Source organism: Microcoleus sp. (genome assembly GCF_041354475.1).
Classification (GTDB): Bacteria; Cyanobacteriota; Cyanobacteriia; order Cyanobacteriales; family Microcoleaceae; genus Microcoleus.
Window position 1 is genome coordinate 1 of sequence record NZ_JBGJZU010000106.1, and the last position, 18350, is coordinate 18350.

The window sequence follows — 18350 nt, forward strand, 5'->3', positions numbered from 1 at the left end:
ATACGGTGGGGCACACCGAAATTCACGCTCGGGGACAGACCGATCTCTACTCGCTGGTGGTAGCATCAACGAGCAAATCGACTGGCTGATCCAAGAATCCCTGCGCCTTTAGGCCAGGGAGTGTCAATACATCCGGCCTAGATAGGAACGGCCAAGGGTATTAATCACGATCGCCCACAGGTAAACTAAGGGTGAATCCTGTTTGACCAACTATGGCAGCATCTAGCTTAATATCGCCACCGTGGGCCCTGGCTATTTCCCGTGCTAAACTTAGTCCCAATCCCGAACCTGCAATTTTTTGGGTTTGACTAGAGTCGCCACGATGGAAGCGATCGAAAATCCGATCGCCCTCGCCAAAAGAAATATCTTGAGAACTATTGACAATTTTCACAATTACTGTTTTTCCCAGACAGTTAGCCTGTAACCTGAGCCAACCCTCTGGCAAATTATATTTAATCGCATTACCAACCAGATTTTGCAAAACCTGCACCAGCAAATCGCGATCGCCCTTGATATATAAATTAGGAGCAATTGCCATTTGCACTTCTAAATCCGGTGCTAACAGTTCCATATCTTCAGCAATTTCAGCTAACAGAGCAGACAGATTCACCTCAACCCAATTTAAGCTCATCCGTCCGGCATCAGCAAGAGAAAGTAGTAAAAGTTTGCGGGTAATTTCACTCAGTCGGCGCACTTCATCCAATAACTTACTGAAAGTTTGTTGCATTTCGGACTCCTCTTGGGCTTGATGCAAAGCCCGTTCTAGTTGACCTTGCAAAATTGCCAGCGGTGTCTTTAATTCATGAGCAGCATCTCCACTAAATCGAGAAGCTTGCTGAAAACTCCGTTCCAGACGTTCCAGCATTTGATTGAACACAGAAATTAACTCTACAAACTCTATATCCGTTGAACCGAGGGGCACGCGACGATCTAGTCCTTGTACAGTAACATTTCGGATTGCCGTAGTTAGTCGCCCAATGGGATACAAAATACTCCGCGATATCACCCAAGCTCCACCGGCTACGAGTAAAAGGACTACAGGAATTGATATCAGAAAGATATTACCAATCGATGTCATTTCTAGATCGATCGCCTGTAAGTTAACGGCGATCGCTATTTGAGTCTGAGGAGAATGAATTGCGCCTACACGCCAAATAGTCTTGCTAGTACGGCTTGTTGCTAGCTTAGCCTCCAAAACTTGAGGAAAATCAGGTCGATCGAATTCAGGAGGCCCATCGCGCGGAGGTCTTCTTTCTCTGGGAGAGAATGAATCGGGGCGATCGAATTCAGGAGGTCGATCGCGCGGAGGCCTTCTTTCTCTCGGTAACAATGAATCAATTCCATTGAGAGGTGGAGGGGGAGGTGCTAATTCAAAAGGTATTCTCACAGGATCGGGAGGAGGTTGGGGAAGCGATCGCCAGAGTGAATCAGCATCAATTCCATCTTGCCACTGAGTCGATTTGTAGAGCAAATTACCATCTCTGTCATTCACCAGCAAAGCCACAGTTGTTTTCCCATTCATCCCCAAAAATAATGGCAAAGAATTAGCATAATTATCCCATTGGGTTGATGCGGGACGGGTAGATTGCATTAACTGATTCTTGATTTCAGCATCAAGACGTTTCACCTTAGCATCATAAATCAACCACCACGAAACAATACTAAAGCCAATCAGAGCCACACTAGCCAGAACAGCCGAGAATAGAGTAATCCGAAAGCGAAAAGATTGCAGTTTCATGATGGGGAAGTTGGTTTGCGAAACCGATAGCCAACGCCCCGCACGCTCTCAACCCATCCCGTACCGCCGATGGGTTCAATTTTCTTGCGAATGCGTTGAATACAGACATCTACCACATTCGTATTCGGATTAAAATCATAGCCCCAGATATGTTCGAGGATTTGCGTGCGAGTGAGTACCCTACCGGGCGATCGCATCAGATATTCCAACAGATTAAACTCACGGGTGGTAAGTTCTACCGCATGAGAATCGCAGGTAACTTCTCGGAGAATGCGATCGAGCTTAACTGGGCCGACACTGAGAATATTTTGGCGATCGCCAGAAGCCCGTCGCACCACAGCATAAATCCGAGCAACTAACTCTTCTACAAAAAAAGGTTTCGCCAAATAGTCATCAGCACCGAGATGTAACCCTTCAATGCGATCGTCTAGTTCATTGCGAGCCGTTAATAAAATCACAGGTACATTGCGTCCAGCCTTTCGCAGAAGTTTCAGAATAGATAATCCATCTTTTCCCGGTAAAACAATATCCAGGACGATCGCATCGTACTGATTATCCATCGCGCGATCGTAGCCATCATTACCATTATCGCAATAATCCACCACAAAGCCTTGTTCTTTCAAACCAATACAAACAAAATTGGCGATTTTTGCTTCATCTTCAACATATAAAACATTCATAGATTTACCGATCAGGTTGCGATTATAGCGCGATTATTTATTTAATTAAATTACAAAATTGTAATCTATTCCCATAGTTGCAGGTAATGTTTCGGGAGTTTAATGTTGCTGTCAATATTTTCGTAAATATCATGAAAATTGCTTCACTACTCGCACTACCTGCTACAGCCTTGCTGCTGGGATTTAGCAGCTTGACTTTCCAGAATCGGACTACAGCTAGTTCTTCTAATACTCTACTAGCCCAGAGCGCACCAGAACCAAGTCAAGAGCGCAGACATCCGCCCCGTATAGATTTTGCCACAGCGGCCAAACAATTAGGAGTCACCGAAGCCAAGTTAATCGAAGCATTGGGGCTACCCGCCAAACCCCCGGAACCACCAAGTGACAAGAATTGTCCACCCCCTCCTCCGCCCCCTCCTTTAGATATTCCCGGTGCTGCGAAAAAATTGGGAGTCAGCGAAGCACAGTTGATTCAAATTTTGGGCATTCCACCGCGTCCACTCCCGCGATCGTAATTTACCCCAAAATTCAGAAAAACGCTAATTTCTCCGGATTACAAAACTGTAATCCTAGCACAGGGATAAATGTCATCTTCAACCAGCTTAATGATTGTAGCGACTAAAGCAAAGGGCGAGCAAGAATCAATTTCTGTAGCCTGACAACTGCTTGAAACTTAGAAAAATAATCGAGGTAATTACACCATGCCACAACTATTTCCTAATCCTAATTTAATTAATGCACCAGGCAATCCACCACCTCAAAATCAAGGTACACCCGGCAATCCACCACCTCCAAATCAAGGCGGACAAATCACCAGTTCTGCTCTACCTCCCCAAAACCAAACTCCACCCGCACCGCCAGCCAACAGTATCAATACCACAGCAGGAAACGACAATATTACCGGAGATAGTTTAAACAACTTCATCCTAGGTAGTAGCGGCACTGATAGCATAATAGGAGGATTAGGGACAGATACAATTAGCTATCTTTCCCTAGGAAGTGGCATTACCCTGAAGGCTCAAGGCCTTGTCAGCAAAGGCACAGCCGGTAATGATACCCTGCAAAGCATAGAAGACATAATTGCTCCTTTAGGACAGATTAATACCATCGATGCTTCAACAGGTAGCGGCACAGCTTCTATTAACGTGGACTTGTCCCAGAATCGGTTAGCCGTTAACAATATACCCACTATCGGCACTCTGAATTTTACGGTAGAGAATTTCGTTAATGTCACAGGTACTCCCAATGTAGATGTCCTTACCGGAAACATCGAAAACAATACTTTAGTAGGAGGAGAAGGTAACGATACACTCTCAGGTTTGCGTGGAAATGATACGCTAATTGGAGTAAATCCCTTGAGTGCCACACCAGGAAGTAATGAAACAGATGTGCTGATTGGGGGTAAGGGTAGAGATGTTTTTGTGCTAGGAGATGCCACCAAGACCTACTATAGTGGCACCGGATTTGCATCGATTCAAGATTTTCAGCCAGGAATAGATCGCATCCAATTACGTGGGAATATTTCCAACTACAATATTGTTGGTAACTCCATCAATTTAGCAGGTACATCAGACCAAATAGCTGTAATTCAAGGCAACTTTACACCTGATAGTTTCCTGTTTGTTTGAACTATAACTGGTTCCCAGGCTCCAGCCTGGGAACCCATATCACTCTTGCTCTGCCTCGAAAAAGGAAAATAGAAAGTCAGCCTTCCTCGCGATCGGCATTACCAGGCTCCAAAATGGAGGCAGAGCCTCCCGATCGGCATTACCAGGCCAGAGCCTGGTAACGAGTAGAATTTCTTCTTCCCACTTCTTCCTTCGTGTCCTTCGCGTCTTCGCGGTTCAATCATACTAATTTGCTGGCAATGCCGATCGCCCTTTAATCCAATCAAGTAAAATAGGATTCACCAATTCCGGCGCTTCATCCTGGGGACAATGGCCAACCCCCTCCAAAGGAATAAACTGTTCAACCGCTGGGTATTTGGCTAATTCTCGTCCAAGGGCGATCGGCTCCCAAGGGTCATCCGTACCCCACAAAATCAAAGCAGGACAGCTCAAACGAGGCAACAAATCCTCCGGTAACGGACCTTGAGAATAACTAATAAATGCTACAAAAACTTCCACAGCACCAGGATCTCGCGCTGGTTTCAACAACATTTCTATCAGTTCATCAGTAACAGCTTCAGGACGGTGATAAGCTTGCAAAAGCACTTTTCGCACTGTATTCGGCGTGGCCAATTGTTTGAAAAATAATTGACTAATCCATTTGACATTTAAAACTTTTTGTGCTATGGGCGCTCCTAAACTGCGATACCAAGGCATTTGGGCCCGTTTGCGATCGTGCAACAAGCGCAAAGAACAATTAAGTAAAACGACACCAGAAGCAATCTCAGGAAAATCCACAGCAGCTTGCATAATCGCCACACAGCCGATCGAATTTCCCACCAAAAAAGCAGGCCCCCCCGCAACTTCCCGACAAAAATCAGCAATTAGCTGACCCCAAGTCTCAAAAGAATAGTCAATTTCCAGTTTCGGCACAGGTTTAGCAGAAGCCCCAAAACCGATCAGATCGATCGCAAAACAGCGACAATCAACAGCCAATGCCGGCAAATTCTTGCGCCAATGGCCCCAAGACGCACCGAAACCGTGGACAAACACCACCGCAGGCCCCTGGGTTCCCGCAGTCTGGTAACAAATCGGAAAGCCTTTCCACACCCAAGTTTGAGGTGCAACAGTAGTTAACGTAGAAGAAGTCATGGGATTTGAGATTTGAGATTTGAGATAGGGCATAGGGCATAGGGCATGGGGCATTGTTAGCTGTTGACTGTTGACTGTTGACTGTTGACTGTTGACTACGGCCAACGGCCCAACTGACAACGGCCCAACTGCCAACTGCCAACTGCCAACTGCCAACTGACAACTGCCAACTGTCAACTGTCAACTGTCAACTGTCAACTGACTACTTTGCACTACGAGCCAATATTGTGCCACCATTAAAGATGCTGAATTTTTTGCCTTATTGAAATTTCCCCTATGCCAACGATCATTTCCACTGCTGTCGTACCATTTCTCGGATCAGAAATCGTACCCGACTACGACACCGCCAAAGTAGTGATCTTACCAATTCCCTACGAGGCTACCACCACTTACCGTCGCGGCTGCGAAAACGGGCCCGCCAAACTTCTAGAAGCTTCTCATCAACTCGAATGCTACGACGAAGAACTCGATTCTGAAGTTTGCTACGATGTCGGAATTTATACAAAAGATCCGATCGCAGATACCCGCAACAGCCAACCAGTTTCATCCCTAGAAATGCTGCGAGTCACCCAAGAAGCAGTGTATCAGTTAGTTACAGAAAATAAATTTGTGATCTCCCTCGGAGGCGAACACAGCATCACCGCCGGCGTTGTCGAAGGTTATCGCCAAGCATACCCCGATCAACCTTTCACAGTTATACAAGTTGATGCCCACGGCGACTTGCGACACGAGTATGAAGGTTCGATTCATAACCACGCCTGTGTGATGCGGCGGGTGGTTGATATGGGTTTACCCACACTGCAAATCGGCATTCGTGCTATCTGTAAGGAAGAAGCTGATTTGATTAAAGCAAAACAGCTTAATGTGATTAGAGCTAGGGAAATTGCTACTCAACCAGATTGGGCCGATCGGGCAATTGCCAGTATCACAACTAAGCGAGTATTTTTGACTATAGACTTAGATGGCATCGATCCGACTTTAATTCCTGGGGTTGGCACTCCAGAACCGGGCGGGTTAAATTGGTATTCGCTGACTGGATTTTTGCGCCGTGTCTTCGAGTCCTACGAAGTCATCGGCTGTGACATTATGGAATTAGCACCTGTTGTAGATTCTGTAGTGTCAGAATTTACTGCCGCTAAATTAGCATACAAAATGATTGGATATCAAGCTGTGGCTCAAGGTTGGCTAAAGCAAGACGAGGGTTGATTAACTTTAGAACATCAGCAAAAAGGATGAAAAGATTTGTCCCACCAGCAAGCTATTTAGTCCTTGACACAACCACCGGGTTTTTGACAAAATATCCGATGGTTGTGATTGATATGGATTGAAAAATAGGGTTAAGATGGATTCAGGTTGCACTTTATATGATTCTTGACTGTTGACTGTTGACTGTGAAAAAAAATTACTAAGGGAAACAATGGGTACTCCGATTAATGGCTACGCTCCAGATTTTGAACTGCCGGGAGTTGATGAAGAAGTTCACCATTTAGCTCGATATTTAGAAAAATTTCGGGCGATCGGGGTAGTATTTATGTGCAATCACTGCCCTTATGTAAAGTTGTATCTCGATCGCCTAAAAGAACTGCAAGCAGATTTTCAAGACGAGGATTTTACTTTAATCGGGATTAATGCTAATGATGCTAATCAATATCCCGAAGACAGTTTTGAAAACATGAAAGTATTTGCGGCTAACAATCAACTCAATTTTCCTTACATCCGAGATGTGGCTCAAGATGTCGCTGAAAGTTTTGGGGCTTCTAAAACACCGGAAGTATTTTTGCTAGATCGAGATGGCAGATTGCGTTACAAAGGTTTGATTGATGACAATGCTGATGATGCCGCAGCGGTGCAGGTGGCTTATCTACGAAGTGCGATCGCCCAATTGCTGAAGGATGAATCGGTAGAGCCTTCGAGTACAGAGGCGATCGGCTGTTCTGTCAAGTGGCGATCGTAGTTGTTAATTGTTAGTTGTTATTGGTTATTAATTATTTGTTTTGTTTGTTTTGAGTCTTCCAGACTCTGCCTCCAATAACTAATAACTAATAACTAATGCGTGGCAATTGCAAATTCGCAACTTCCACACCAATTAATAATGGTAAAAAATCCGCCACTTTTTCCGAACCAGCTTGTTGCAAAGCATTCAATAGTTGAGTGCTTTGTTGCAGCAAATCTGCCACAGCAATTCCCGCATAACTAGGCTGATAATAACTGAGCCGATTTATCCCTTCTCCCAACAAAATTACAGCGCCGCGCCAGTTTTGATTTCCTAAGTGATAAAGTCCCACAGAAATTTGTAAAAGTCCTTGATAAAATCTTTTTTCTGGCTCGCCTGCTTCCATCCACAAGGCCTCTAAAGTATCGTGACAAGCGTAAAATTGTTTACTATTAAACTCTTCGATGCCTTGCCAAAACTCCGTCGGCATTTCCTGTTCCATTGGGTTTTAAATTTAAGATTTGAAATTGTTGATTCTAGAAATTAATGAGACATATTGAATAATGCTTGTGCGGTGTCCTCCCGCCAGTGACGTTTTTTTTGGGAGCAACCTATTGTAGTAGGCGGATTTGATTAAAAGTTTTGATAGCTAAGTTTTAAAAATATCTATACATAAAAACTTGTTTTCAAAACTGCGGCTAGTTAACGCCCGCCTACTTAACTGATTACATAGTCTCTCTGACTGCTTGAAGCTGATCCATTCCAATTTCCTGACTCGTTCCAGCAAAATCATTGTCTGGTGTCAAAAATAACATACAATGACATTCTTTGCGCTCGCGCATGGGAATGCAGGGACAATTCCAGTAGGCTGCTTTTACCTCGGCCTCTTTGTCTTCGTAGTGCCGACAAGGGCATAGGGGAGCACCTAGTTCGTCTTTATTTTTTGCTAGTCCTTCAATTACGACTGCTGTGACAGAAAGCTCGGAACAAAAGTAAGTCCCGGTGCGCTTGGCGTAAGTTTCGGAGAAATTCTTCATAGCCTCCAAGGTTTTTTCGTTGGAGAGTTTGGATTTTTCTGTTGTGTTCTCTGTTGTATTCATAGTTTAGGATCGGAGTTGAGGATGTCACGAGCTTTTCATAATTGTACCGCAGAATGTGATTTTAAACACTTGATATTTATGTAATTTAAAATCTACTTGACTGGGTAACGCAGACTTAGGGGGAAGTGGTGTCAGAGTTAAGGGCACCGACGGCTAGCTATGTTTACGCACTGCTGCCTGGTGGTAAAGCATTTGAAATTGTGGGCGATCGCATTTAGGGCTGTTTAGTAAATAAATAAATGTCATCCCGTTGATATTTCAGTTGAAATTGGGGATTGTTGGTGAGTTGAGTTACTAAGTTTTGCACAAAACCTCGATCGCTCATCCAGCCTGGATAGCGCCAATTCAGCAACACATAGTCAAATTTTGTCAGATTTGCAGGCGGCGTGTGAGCCAAAGTTAATTTTACCACAGGACGGTGACTTAAGTGCGGAGCAATATTTGATGTCGTTAAAACATTGCCTTTAGTTTGAACCAGAGAAATTGCCTCTTTCGTTGCCGGCAGAGTGTCAATGCCTTCTAAATAAATACTCCAAAAATAGCCGTATTTCGCCAAGCACAAAAAACTTATTAATGACCAAATTACGATATTCCGCTCCCAAGATAAACTAGAAATTCTGAGGCGATCGAATATTTTAGGTATTTTGAATTCCGGCTGATTATACTCAGACAAATTGGCAATCACTGCCACCAATAAAAACGGGAATATGGGAATAGAATATTGATGAATTAAATCTCTTTGAGCCGGAATATCCGAAAGAATGTTCATAGCTAACATCGGCACTGCACTAATCAAAGGTGTCAGATGCCGTGGAGAAATCCACCAAATTACCGGAAATAGCAATAAGGCTAAATACCCAAAAGTCTCCCCAGAAAACAAACGTGTTAAAATTAGATGGGGCTTCAATATCAAATTAGCAGCTATTTCTAAAACCGACTTACCTAAATATTGATATCTGCCAATTCCCGCGTGTTCTTTCCCTTGATTAAAATAGGGTACAATGGCCTGAGTTGCTATCAAAAACCAACCCACACCTAGAAATAAAGCGATTAGTCCGCAATTCCGCTGTTTGTCAAAAAATAACAGCCAAAAACCCATGGCTGCCACAGTTAAAGATAACACGGCTTTGCAACTCAAAACTAAGACAATGGCTGCACAAAACCATAGTATTTTGTTCAGCCGCGCCGCCAAGATTGCTGCTAAAAGCGCGGGGAAAGCAATTACTTCTGGATGAAAGTCAAAAAGATTGACATTAAATACTGCGGGATAAAGCAGATAGACTGCTGCCACTGCCATTGATTTTTTTTCATCTAAGCCTGCTTGACGTGCTAAACTCCAACTAGGCCAAGCACCCAAAGCTAAGGAAATTGCTTGTACGAATAACAGCCAATGAACGTCTGGATATATTTTGTAAAGTAAAGCCAGGGGATAAAAAATAAAGGCCGCGTGATCGCCTAAAATATTAACTGCCATTAAAGAAGAAAATGGCGTTTGATTTTGAGAGATTAAATAAATGGCTTGGTCAAAAATGGCTAAGTCGTAGGCAGTGGAATGAAACAAAGCGTGTCGCACGCTACTGCAAGCAAATAAGACGATTGTTGTGGCGACAATCATTAAAAATACTGGATGGAGTTTTAGGGATTTTAAGGTTAGCATTTTATGGGTTTAATCAGCGATGCGTTTGAATAGCAGAACTTGTTCTTTTTGATAGGTTAATTGAAATTGGGGAGTGCTTTGCAGTTGAGTGGCTAAGTTATTACCAATTTTTTCGGTATCTGGCCAGGGATGGCGTTGGTTTAATAATATGTATTTAAATTCAGCTAAATCTGTTTGGGGTGAAATTTGGGAAAGCAATTTGACGATGGGGCGGTGGGCAAAGTGAGGGGCCAGTCTATTGTCTGTTAAGATACTGCTTTGGGGTTGAATTTGTGCGATCGCGTCCCGTGTTGCTTGCCAAGTATCTAGTCTATTTAGATACAGAAAAAAATCTTTGTACTCGCCGAGAAACAGGAAGATGATTAACGACCAAATTATCATGGCTTTTGGTAATTCCATTCCCAGCCAAAATTGAGGGAGTTGGGAAATTTTCAAGGGGAAAAAAGAATTAATTGGTTGCGAGAATTCAACATTTTCATCTCCTAATTTCCCCCCTTGGGGGGGGTAGGGGGGGGTTGACTCAGAATTAATTGGTTGCGAGAATTCAACATTTTTATCTCCCAATTTCCCCCCTTGGGGGGGGTAGGGGGGGGTTGACTCAGAATTAATTGGTTGCCACAATTCAACATTTTCATCTCCCAATTTCCCCCCTTGTGGGGAGTAGGGAGGGGTTGACACAGAATTAATTGGTGGCGAAAATTCAACATTTTCATCTCCCAATTTCCCCCCTTGGGGGGGGTAGGGGGGGGTTGACTCAGAATTAATTGGTTGCGAGAATTCAACATTTTTATCTCCTACTTTCCCCCCTTGGGAGGGGTAGGGGGGGGTTGACTCAGAATTAATTGGTTGCGAGAATTCAACATTTTTATCTCCTACTTTCCCCCCTTGGGGGGGGTAGGGGGGGGTTGACTCAGAATTAATTGGTTGCGAGAATTCAACATTTTTATCTCCTACTTTCCCCCCTTGGGAGGGGTAGGGGGGGGTTGACTCAGAATTAATTGGTGGCGAAAATTCAACATTTTTATCTCCTACTTTCCCCCCTTGGGAGGGGTAGGGGGGGGTTGACTCAGAATTAATTGGTTGCGAGAATTCAACATTTTTATCTCCTAATTTCCCCCCTTGGGGGGGGTAGGGAGGGGTTGACTCAGAATTAATTGGTTGCGAGAATTCAACATTTTTATCTCCTAATTTCCCCCCTTGGGGGGGGTAGGGGGGGGTTGACTCAGAATTAATTGGTTGCGAGAATTCAACATTTTTATCTCCTAATTTCCCCCCTTGGGGGGGGTAGGGGGGGGTTGACTGTGCGGAGTAGGGGGGGGTAGACTGTGCGGGGTTGACGGGCGTTGACTTCGAGATAACCGCTAATAATAAAAATGGAATTATAGGCACTGAATATTGATAGGCTAAGCTGCGTTGAAATGGCAAGTCTGAGAGAATATTGATGGCGAGAGTTGGGAGGGCTGGAATCAGTGGAAGCAAATATCGCATTCCTATTTTGCTGGAGAATGGCAACAATCCCCAAAATAGTGGTAAGCTGAGTAGAAATATATATTTAAAAGTATCAATTGAAAAGAATTTACCTAAGATTAATTGTGGCTTTAAGATGATGTTTATAATAATTTCTAGTACCGATTTTCCTAGATAACTGTAGCGCCCTACTCCGGCGACTTCGCTACCGCTAAAGAAGGGAATAATTTTTTGGGAAGCAATCACAAACCAGGCGATGCCGAACACAAGTGCGATCGCGCCGCATCGTTGTTTTTTTTCGCATAACAATAGCCATAAACCCATGGCTGCGACAGTTAGGGACAAAACTGCTTTGCAACTTAAAATTAATAAAATAGCCGCACTAAACCACAGAATTTTGTTTAAACGGGCTGCAAAAATTGCTGCTAAAAGTGCGGGTAAGGCGATTACTTCTGGGTGAAAATCAAATAAGTTGATGTTAAATACTACGGGATATAGTAAGTAAATAAATGCGATCGCGCGGGATTGTTCTGGATTCAAACTTGCCAAGCGTGCTAAACTCCAGCTAGGCCAAGCCCCCAGGGATAAAGCCACTGCTTGTACTAAAAACAGCCAATGCACATCGGGGTAAATTTTGTACAACCAAGCTAGGGGATAATATATTACCGCTGCGTGGTCGCCTAAAATGTGCATCTGCATCAAAGAGGAAAAAGGCGTTTGGTTTTGGCTGATTAAGTAAATCGCTTGGTCAAAAATGCCTAAATCGAAAGCAGTGGATTGAAACAAGGCGTGTCGCAAACTGCTAGACAAAAATAAAATTGTCGCTGTAGTGGCGATCGCAATTAGCAAACTCGACGGTAGCTGCGATCGACTTTCTTCTATATTTTCCGTGATGGAGACGCCGCTGTCCTCACTGGAATCATCAAAATTCGACTCATTCCGCATAAAATCTGCCACTACCTGACTCCTGACAAATCCTCCAATTCATTAGACATCTCCCGAAAACTAAGGTGGGAACAGGCTGAATACCTGTTCCACAAAAATTATTGGAGAGGTCTATTAGTCGATCGCCAAATTTCATCCCCGCAATCGTAATATTAGAATGATCCACAAAACCTTAAAAAATTGTGAAAGCTATAACTCTTCTCGGCTCTACAGGCTCCATCGGCACTCAAACTCTAGATATTGTAGCTCAATACCCCGAACAATTTCGGATTGTCGGCTTAACCTGCGGACGAAATGTGACATTGCTGGCGCAACAAATCAGACAATTTCGGCCATCCATTGTCGCGATTGGGGACGAAGATAAATTACAGGAATTACAAGAGGCGATCGCAGATATCGACCCTCAACCTATTTTACTGGCTGGGGAGACAGGCATTGTCGAAGTTGCCAAATATGGCGACGCTCAAGCCGTCGTCACGGGCATAGTGGGCTGTGCTGGTTTGTTACCAACAATTGCCGCTATCCAAGCAGGTAAAGATATCGCCTTAGCCAATAAAGAAACATTAATCGCAGGCGGTCCCGTTGTCAACCCCCTCATCGAAAAACACGGAGTTAAAATATTACCAGCAGACTCGGAACATTCCGCAATTTTTCAGTGTCTCCAAGGGGTAATTCCAGGTGGCTTGCGGCGGATTATTCTTACTGCTTCGGGAGGTTCTTTTCGAGATTTGCCCATTGAAAAGTTAGCGGAAGTGAAAGTGGCGGATGCTTTGAAACATCCGAATTGGTCCATGGGACAGAAAATCACCATTGATTCGGCAACTTTGATGAATAAAGGGTTAGAAGTAATTGAGGCTCACTATTTGTTTGGAATGGATTATGACGACATTGATATTGTCATTCATCCCCAGAGCATAATTCACTCCTTAATAGAACTGCAAGATACGTCGGTTTTAGCACAATTGGGATGGCCAGATATGCGGTTGCCACTGCTTTATGCCTTGTCTTGGCCAGAGCGAATTTATACTGATTGGAAACCATTTGATTTGGTAAAAGCCGGGGATTTGACTTTCCGAGAACCAGACCATAAAAAGTATCCTTGTATGCAGTTAGCCTATGCGGCTGGACGGGCTGGCGGTTCCATGCCTGCGGTATTGAATGCGGCGAACGAACAGGCGGTATCACTCTTTTTGGAGGAAAAAATTGAGTTTTTGGACATTCCGAAATTGATTGAAAATACCTGCGATAAACATCAACAAGATAACTGTGCAAATCCTGGTTTAGATGATATTTTGGCTGCGGATAAGTGGGCGCGGCAGGAAGTTTTGGCGGAAAGTATGGAATTGGGTGCGCGCATTCTTTCGGTGCGGTAATTGTGTCACTAAACTTGCACGGGTTCTCCGACCCGTGCCACAAAAAAATTAATATTATTGTGAAACAGGCCGGAGAGCCTGTTCTTGAAAGCTGTGGCAATCTATTTCTAAATCCCTTGATAAAATAGAGCCATGATTCTCAATCCTACAAGCAGCCGAATATCATGCAAACTCAAGTTAAGCCTACAGTATTTGCACTAAACCAACTAATCGTTCCTCCCGGCAATCAAGTGCAGTTACAAAATGTTAGCTGGGAAATCTACGAAGCTATTTTAGACGAATTAGGAGAAGGTTATGCAGTTCGACTTGCTTATTACAAAGGAATATTGGAAATCAGGATGCCACTACCAAAACATGAGAAAGCTAAATCGTTGATTGGATACTTGGTTAACGTACTCCTGGAAGAACTTAATGTGGATTGTGAAGTTTTAGGTTCGACTACCTTCAAACGCCAAGATATGCAAACAGGTGTAGAACCTGATGACTGTTTTTACATCCAAAATCAAGCTGCTGTCAGAGGGAAAGACAGGCTAGATTTAACTGTAGACCCGCCGCCTGATTTGGCGATCGAGATTGATAATTCTTCACAAACGAGTTTAAACTGCTATGAAGCTTTAGGAGTTCCCGAACTCTGGAGATATGACGGGGAAGTGCTGAAGATTTATCGGCTCGAAGAGGGAAAATATACCGAGTCCAGTAGCAACCAAAACTTCCCCGACTTTCCCATTATCGATCTAATTCCTCAATATGTCGATCGCAGTAAAACCGAAGGCAGAAGCCCAACTATCAGAGCCTTTCGAGCTTGGGTTCGAGAGGAATTACAAACGAAATAAAGGCTAAATAAACAGTGGGCCTTGGGCACTTGTGCTACCCTTCGACTGAGAACCACTATATGTTTAGCCTTCATCGGGCTGTTAAGAAGCCCACATCATAATCTGTAATCAGATTTGATGTGGGAGTATGTCACTCTTTTATTTGCTAACTTTCGCGCGCAAATCAGCCGTACTCATATTTTCATACATTTCAAAGGGTTGATGAATCCAAGGATTATCAGCTAAATAATCTACATAATAATCTGGTTTCGCAGCGGAACCAGCTTTGTACCAAAGCACCGCCGTCCGAATTTCCTGAATATCTGGGCTGTAGCGACTCTTCAGCCACAGGATACTTTGCTGCAAACTCACCCCCGAATCGACCAAATCGTCAACCAGCAGAACTTTTTTACCTAAATCATCGCCCACCATGGTCAAATCGCGGGCAAATTTAATCGAACTTCGGACTTTCCCCTCGGCTCCACCATAGGATGAGGCTGCTAAAATTGCCAGGGGTTTGTGGAAAATCCGCGACAAAATATCGCCAGCCCGCAGCCCACCACGGGCTAGACACACAATGCTATCGAAGTTCCACTGAGATTCATCAATTTTTACAGCCAAATCCTCAATTTTTCGATGGTAATCTGACCAAGAAATGTAAAGGTCGCTCATGCCTAATATGATTGAAATGTTACAGATATTATTCAATATTTTGATGACAATGGCATGAAAGTATCCAGGGAGCAAAGCCCTAGATTGATTGCTTCCGATACTGAGGACTGGCCAAATCCCAAATTTCCAATCTTAAATTCAAAATCCCCAATCAGATGGGGGCTGATTTTAATCTACTACTTTCAGCCACCCGCGACGCACAGCGTGCAGCAAACGGTTGATGGCTGTCTGATCTTCTTCGGTGAGACACTCGTTTAGTAGTGCTGTCCTGATCTGTTGTCGGTGAGTCCGAGTTAATAAACCAGAGTGATATACCTGAAAGACTAGCTCTGCAATCGTAAATTGAGGTAAAAGTGTTTTGGTCATCATTGGATTTTTATTGAACTCACTTTTGATAGTATTGACTTATTGATTTAAGATTGATGTGATTCCCATACACGAGTAAATGTGATTTATTGGCGGGAAATTAGTGATTTGTGTCATCGGTGATTCACTCTGGGGCTTGTATCTAATCGCTCCCAGGAGTCCCGTACTAAATCCGTCTCAATTTGTAGCTTTGGACTAGGCTCTAATCGCTATTATATCTTAAAATATTTTAACACTTAAGTTCATAATTCCTAATGTCTTGCTACTGATGACGGCCAAGGGGTGAAGTCTGACTGGTGACTAGGCTAATTTGAGGCCGGGATTTGGGATTTAAAGCAGAACCAAGCCTCGGATTCAATCTAACGCCCCAACTGACTGACGGGCACAATCGACAATCTCACATCCCCAATCTGAAATTGTTGGACTGCTGACTACTGACTGAAGCCCCAGTGACTGAAGCCCCAGTGACTAATCAGTGGCGAGCATCCGAAATCCAAAATCCGAAATCAATCTGATATATAATAATCACAAACACTGTGAGTTCAGAAAAACAGAGGCGGGGAAACATGATAGTTATTGGTTATTTCTTGATTGCTTCAATGGTTTTTTTAGTTTGGTTTCAACGTTTTTGGAAGGATACGGCTACGTCTAAAACAGACTGGATATCTTGGGTCGCTTTAGTGTTCGGTCCTCTTTTTTGGCCTGTAGTTCTGCCCCTCTCCTTTTTGCAAATAAGTATCAAAAGACCCCCAGTAGAAGCAGCTAAGTTAGAGGAAGAATCCTAGTTAATTATTGAGGCAAGAGTTCGGAACACATGGTGTAATTGAATACAAGGCTGCTTTCTGGTTATGAGTTCAATCTGGTGGTGGGCCCGGTGGCATTTGGCTCTCGTGGTGCGGGATTATTGCAAATTGTATCGCAGCTCACTATTGTCTGGATGTCAACAGCAATATGGCTGATTTTCTCATTCCGAAAGAGTTGCTACTTTCAGCCCCAGTTAATCGATTGGGGATTGGCGATTGGGGATTGGCTATGGCATAATTAGCTGCCGATGGGAGACGAGTCAGTCTGGGTGTGGGAATGAATGTGGTCGTTTGTAGGCAGATTGCTGGATGGTCATGGTGCAGAGCCAATCTTAGATGGTCGCAAAAATTTGGATTTTTGGGGAACTATCAGTGGATCTCAAAAGTCTGGTTGATGAGAGCAATTAATGTATCGCGGTTCGCTAAACCGTGAAAGCTTGCTGAGGGATAGCCGCTCCCATGCTCCCGATGAAGCAAGAAGCAAATGTCTAGACTTGTCTAGAATATTTGTATAGCAGTATACTAACAGAACCCAACTTGGTCAAAACCCGATTCCGGGCGATCGAACCAGTTGCGATCGACACTAAATACCACTCCGGTGCGATTTCTCCCTATTGAGTTCGCGATCGGATGAAAAATGGTTGATGTGTATTTGCAGCATATTGTATTATCTTTGTGTTAGTTGGAAGCCCCAACTATAACGAAGCTTAGTTGGGGTACTTCAGATGACAGCCTATAGCAGATGGGTAAATTAGAGTCTCAACCGATGTCCGGTTTAATTTATTGAATCCCTTTGGAGGGAAAAGTGTATTGTAGAAAAATGATTCATCTTTTAGGAGGAGTGTAAATGACACAGCTAACTAATCCAACTACGCCAGCAATTTCAGTCACACTGCCGGGTGGTGGCTCAAATATTAGAGGTATCGCAGGCGACAACAGGTTGACTGGCGGTCCACAAGCCGACATCATCCTGACTTTTGATGGCAACGATATCATCAACGCTGGTGCTGGCAACGACCTGGTTCTATCAGGTAAAGGCAATGATGTCATCGGTGCCGGTCCTGGCAACGATATTGTAGCTGCTGGTAAAGGTAACGACATTGTATCTGGTGGCGATGGCGATGACTTACTCTTTGGCAATCAAGGAAATGACCTCCTCGATGGCGGTGCTGGCAATGACACCGTTTCTGGAGATCAAGGAAACGACACCGTACTTGGCGGTGCGGGCAATGATATGGTCTACGGTGGTGCTGGCAATGATATCGTCAGTGGCGGTGACGGCAACGATAGCGTCTACGGCGGTCAAGGCAACGATACTGTTGATGGCGGTGCTGGCAATGACTTTATCTCTGGCGACAGAGGTTCGGATGTCCTGACAGGCGGTGCTGGCAGCGATACCTTCTACTTCGCTTCGGCTGGTGGAGATTTCGGTGTAGACACGATCACTGACTTTACACCTGTGGAAGATAAGATTCGCTTGAAGTCCGGCGGTGCTTTCGCTGCTTTGGGCACAACCTTCGATGCTAGCGAGTTTGTTGTGGTTTCTGGTTTCACGCCAGCGACTCCAACTGCTGCTACGGCGAACAAGTTGGTCTACGATCCGACAAGCGGTGTGTTGTACTTCAACCAAGGCTCTTCTGTGCTGACTGTGGCTCAGTTGACACCTGGTCTGACGATTACTGCAAGCAACTTCGAGTTGTTCTAGAACAACTGGTGATTGTGGGGCGGCACTGGATTTTATCCGGGGCTGTTCTCGCAAGGTTGCTAGTTTTTGATGATTTCAACCTCACTCTGCCAGTGGCGGGGTGAGGTTGATTAAGTGTAGAATTTTTTTTAATTTTTTTTTTAACATTTGCTAACAATCAGTGAGATTTGGTAGATGTCTTTGTAGTATGTATAGTCAGCAACCCAGCCCTAAAGGGTAGGGGGCTGAAAAACTTTTGGTAGACACCTATTGACATTCTTCCCGGATTGGGTAACTATTAAGTTGTAGTATTAGAGGTAAGCAACTCTTGGAGACTCAATCAGAAGTGACCCTTTCAATC

Annotated in this window: 16 protein-coding genes; 7 read left to right on the forward strand and 9 right to left on the reverse strand. The window is 44.1% G+C overall.

The window, feature by feature from the left end:
- Nucleotides 1-160: 160 nt before the first annotated feature.
- Both ACBR23_RS26225 and ACBR23_RS26230 read right to left on the reverse strand, forming a co-directional pair.
- The gene (locus ACBR23_RS26225) at nucleotides 161-1738 is read right to left on the reverse strand and encodes a sensor histidine kinase (protein ID WP_371117908.1); all 1578 of its coding nucleotides are present in this window, start codon (nucleotides 1736-1738) and stop codon (nucleotides 161-163) included.
- On the reverse strand, nucleotides 1735-2418 hold the full coding sequence (locus ACBR23_RS26230; protein WP_340523388.1) for a response regulator transcription factor: 684 nt from the start codon (nucleotides 2416-2418) through the stop codon (nucleotides 1735-1737). The genes ACBR23_RS26225 and ACBR23_RS26230 overlap by 4 nt, the downstream gene beginning before the upstream one ends.
- A 131-nt stretch (nucleotides 2419-2549) precedes the next feature.
- On the opposite strand from ACBR23_RS26230, the gene ACBR23_RS26235 reads away from it, so the two are divergent.
- Nucleotides 2550-2933, forward strand: a complete 384-nt coding sequence (locus tag ACBR23_RS26235) for a hypothetical protein (RefSeq protein ID WP_371117907.1) — start codon at nucleotides 2550-2552, stop codon at nucleotides 2931-2933.
- A 186-nt stretch (nucleotides 2934-3119) separates the two neighbouring features.
- Nucleotides 3120-4046, forward strand: a complete 927-nt coding sequence (locus tag ACBR23_RS26240; RefSeq protein ID WP_371117906.1) for a calcium-binding protein — start codon at nucleotides 3120-3122, stop codon at nucleotides 4044-4046.
- A 225-nt stretch (nucleotides 4047-4271) separates the two neighbouring features.
- On the opposite strand, the gene ACBR23_RS26245 is transcribed toward ACBR23_RS26240, so the two are convergent.
- Nucleotides 4272-5177, reverse strand: coding sequence for an alpha/beta fold hydrolase (locus ACBR23_RS26245; protein ID WP_371120719.1), 906 nt, complete (start codon nucleotides 5175-5177; stop codon nucleotides 4272-4274).
- Between the two features lie 276 nt (nucleotides 5178-5453).
- Here ACBR23_RS26245 and speB point away from each other — a divergent pair, with 276 nt between their 5' ends.
- The gene (gene speB / locus ACBR23_RS26250; RefSeq protein WP_371120717.1) at nucleotides 5454-6383 is read left to right on the forward strand and encodes an agmatinase; all 930 of its coding nucleotides are present in this window, start codon (nucleotides 5454-5456) and stop codon (nucleotides 6381-6383) included.
- Nucleotides 6384-6594: 211 nt separating this feature from the next.
- Entirely contained in the window at nucleotides 6595-7131 is a 537-nt protein-coding gene (locus ACBR23_RS26255; RefSeq protein ID WP_341735579.1) for a thioredoxin family protein, read from the forward strand.
- 85 nt (nucleotides 7132-7216) lie between these two features.
- On the opposite strand, the gene ACBR23_RS26260 is transcribed toward ACBR23_RS26255, so the two are convergent.
- The 4 genes from ACBR23_RS26260 to ACBR23_RS26275 form a co-directional block, all read right to left on the reverse strand.
- Complete coding sequence (locus ACBR23_RS26260; protein WP_341735580.1) at nucleotides 7217-7612, reverse strand: DUF309 domain-containing protein; 396 nt, start codon at nucleotides 7610-7612, stop codon at nucleotides 7217-7219.
- 223 nt (nucleotides 7613-7835) lie between these two features.
- On the reverse strand, nucleotides 7836-8210 hold the full coding sequence (locus tag ACBR23_RS26265) for a ferredoxin-thioredoxin reductase catalytic domain-containing protein (RefSeq protein ID WP_340523405.1): 375 nt from the start codon (nucleotides 8208-8210) through the stop codon (nucleotides 7836-7838).
- 214 nt (nucleotides 8211-8424) lie between these two features.
- A complete protein-coding gene (locus ACBR23_RS26270) occupies nucleotides 8425-9867 on the reverse strand; it encodes a DUF2079 domain-containing protein (RefSeq protein WP_371120716.1) in 1443 nt (480 codons plus the stop codon).
- Between the two features lie 9 nt (nucleotides 9868-9876).
- The gene (locus ACBR23_RS26275; RefSeq protein ID WP_371125708.1) at nucleotides 9877-12279 is read right to left on the reverse strand and encodes a DUF2079 domain-containing protein; all 2403 of its coding nucleotides are present in this window, start codon (nucleotides 12277-12279) and stop codon (nucleotides 9877-9879) included.
- A 182-nt stretch (nucleotides 12280-12461) separates the two neighbouring features.
- On the opposite strand from ACBR23_RS26275, the gene dxr reads away from it, so the two are divergent.
- Entirely contained in the window at nucleotides 12462-13652 is a 1191-nt protein-coding gene (dxr, locus tag ACBR23_RS26280) for a 1-deoxy-D-xylulose-5-phosphate reductoisomerase (RefSeq protein ID WP_371120715.1), read from the forward strand.
- A 164-nt stretch (nucleotides 13653-13816) separates the two neighbouring features.
- On the forward strand, nucleotides 13817-14485 hold the full coding sequence (locus ACBR23_RS26285; protein WP_371120714.1) for a Uma2 family endonuclease: 669 nt from the start codon (nucleotides 13817-13819) through the stop codon (nucleotides 14483-14485).
- A 138-nt stretch (nucleotides 14486-14623) separates the two neighbouring features.
- On the opposite strand, the gene ACBR23_RS26290 is transcribed toward ACBR23_RS26285, so the two are convergent.
- Nucleotides 14624-15136, reverse strand: coding sequence for a phosphoribosyltransferase (locus ACBR23_RS26290; RefSeq protein WP_371117900.1), 513 nt, complete (start codon nucleotides 15134-15136; stop codon nucleotides 14624-14626).
- Nucleotides 15137-15304: 168 nt separating this feature from the next.
- Entirely contained in the window at nucleotides 15305-15505 is a 201-nt protein-coding gene (locus ACBR23_RS26295; RefSeq protein ID WP_340525773.1) for a hypothetical protein, read from the reverse strand.
- A gap of 1647 nt (nucleotides 15506-17152) precedes the next feature.
- On the opposite strand from ACBR23_RS26295, the gene ACBR23_RS26300 reads away from it, so the two are divergent.
- Entirely contained in the window at nucleotides 17153-18010 is an 858-nt protein-coding gene (locus ACBR23_RS26300) for a calcium-binding protein (protein WP_371120713.1), read from the forward strand.
- The last annotated feature ends 340 nt before the right edge of the window (nucleotides 18011-18350 follow it).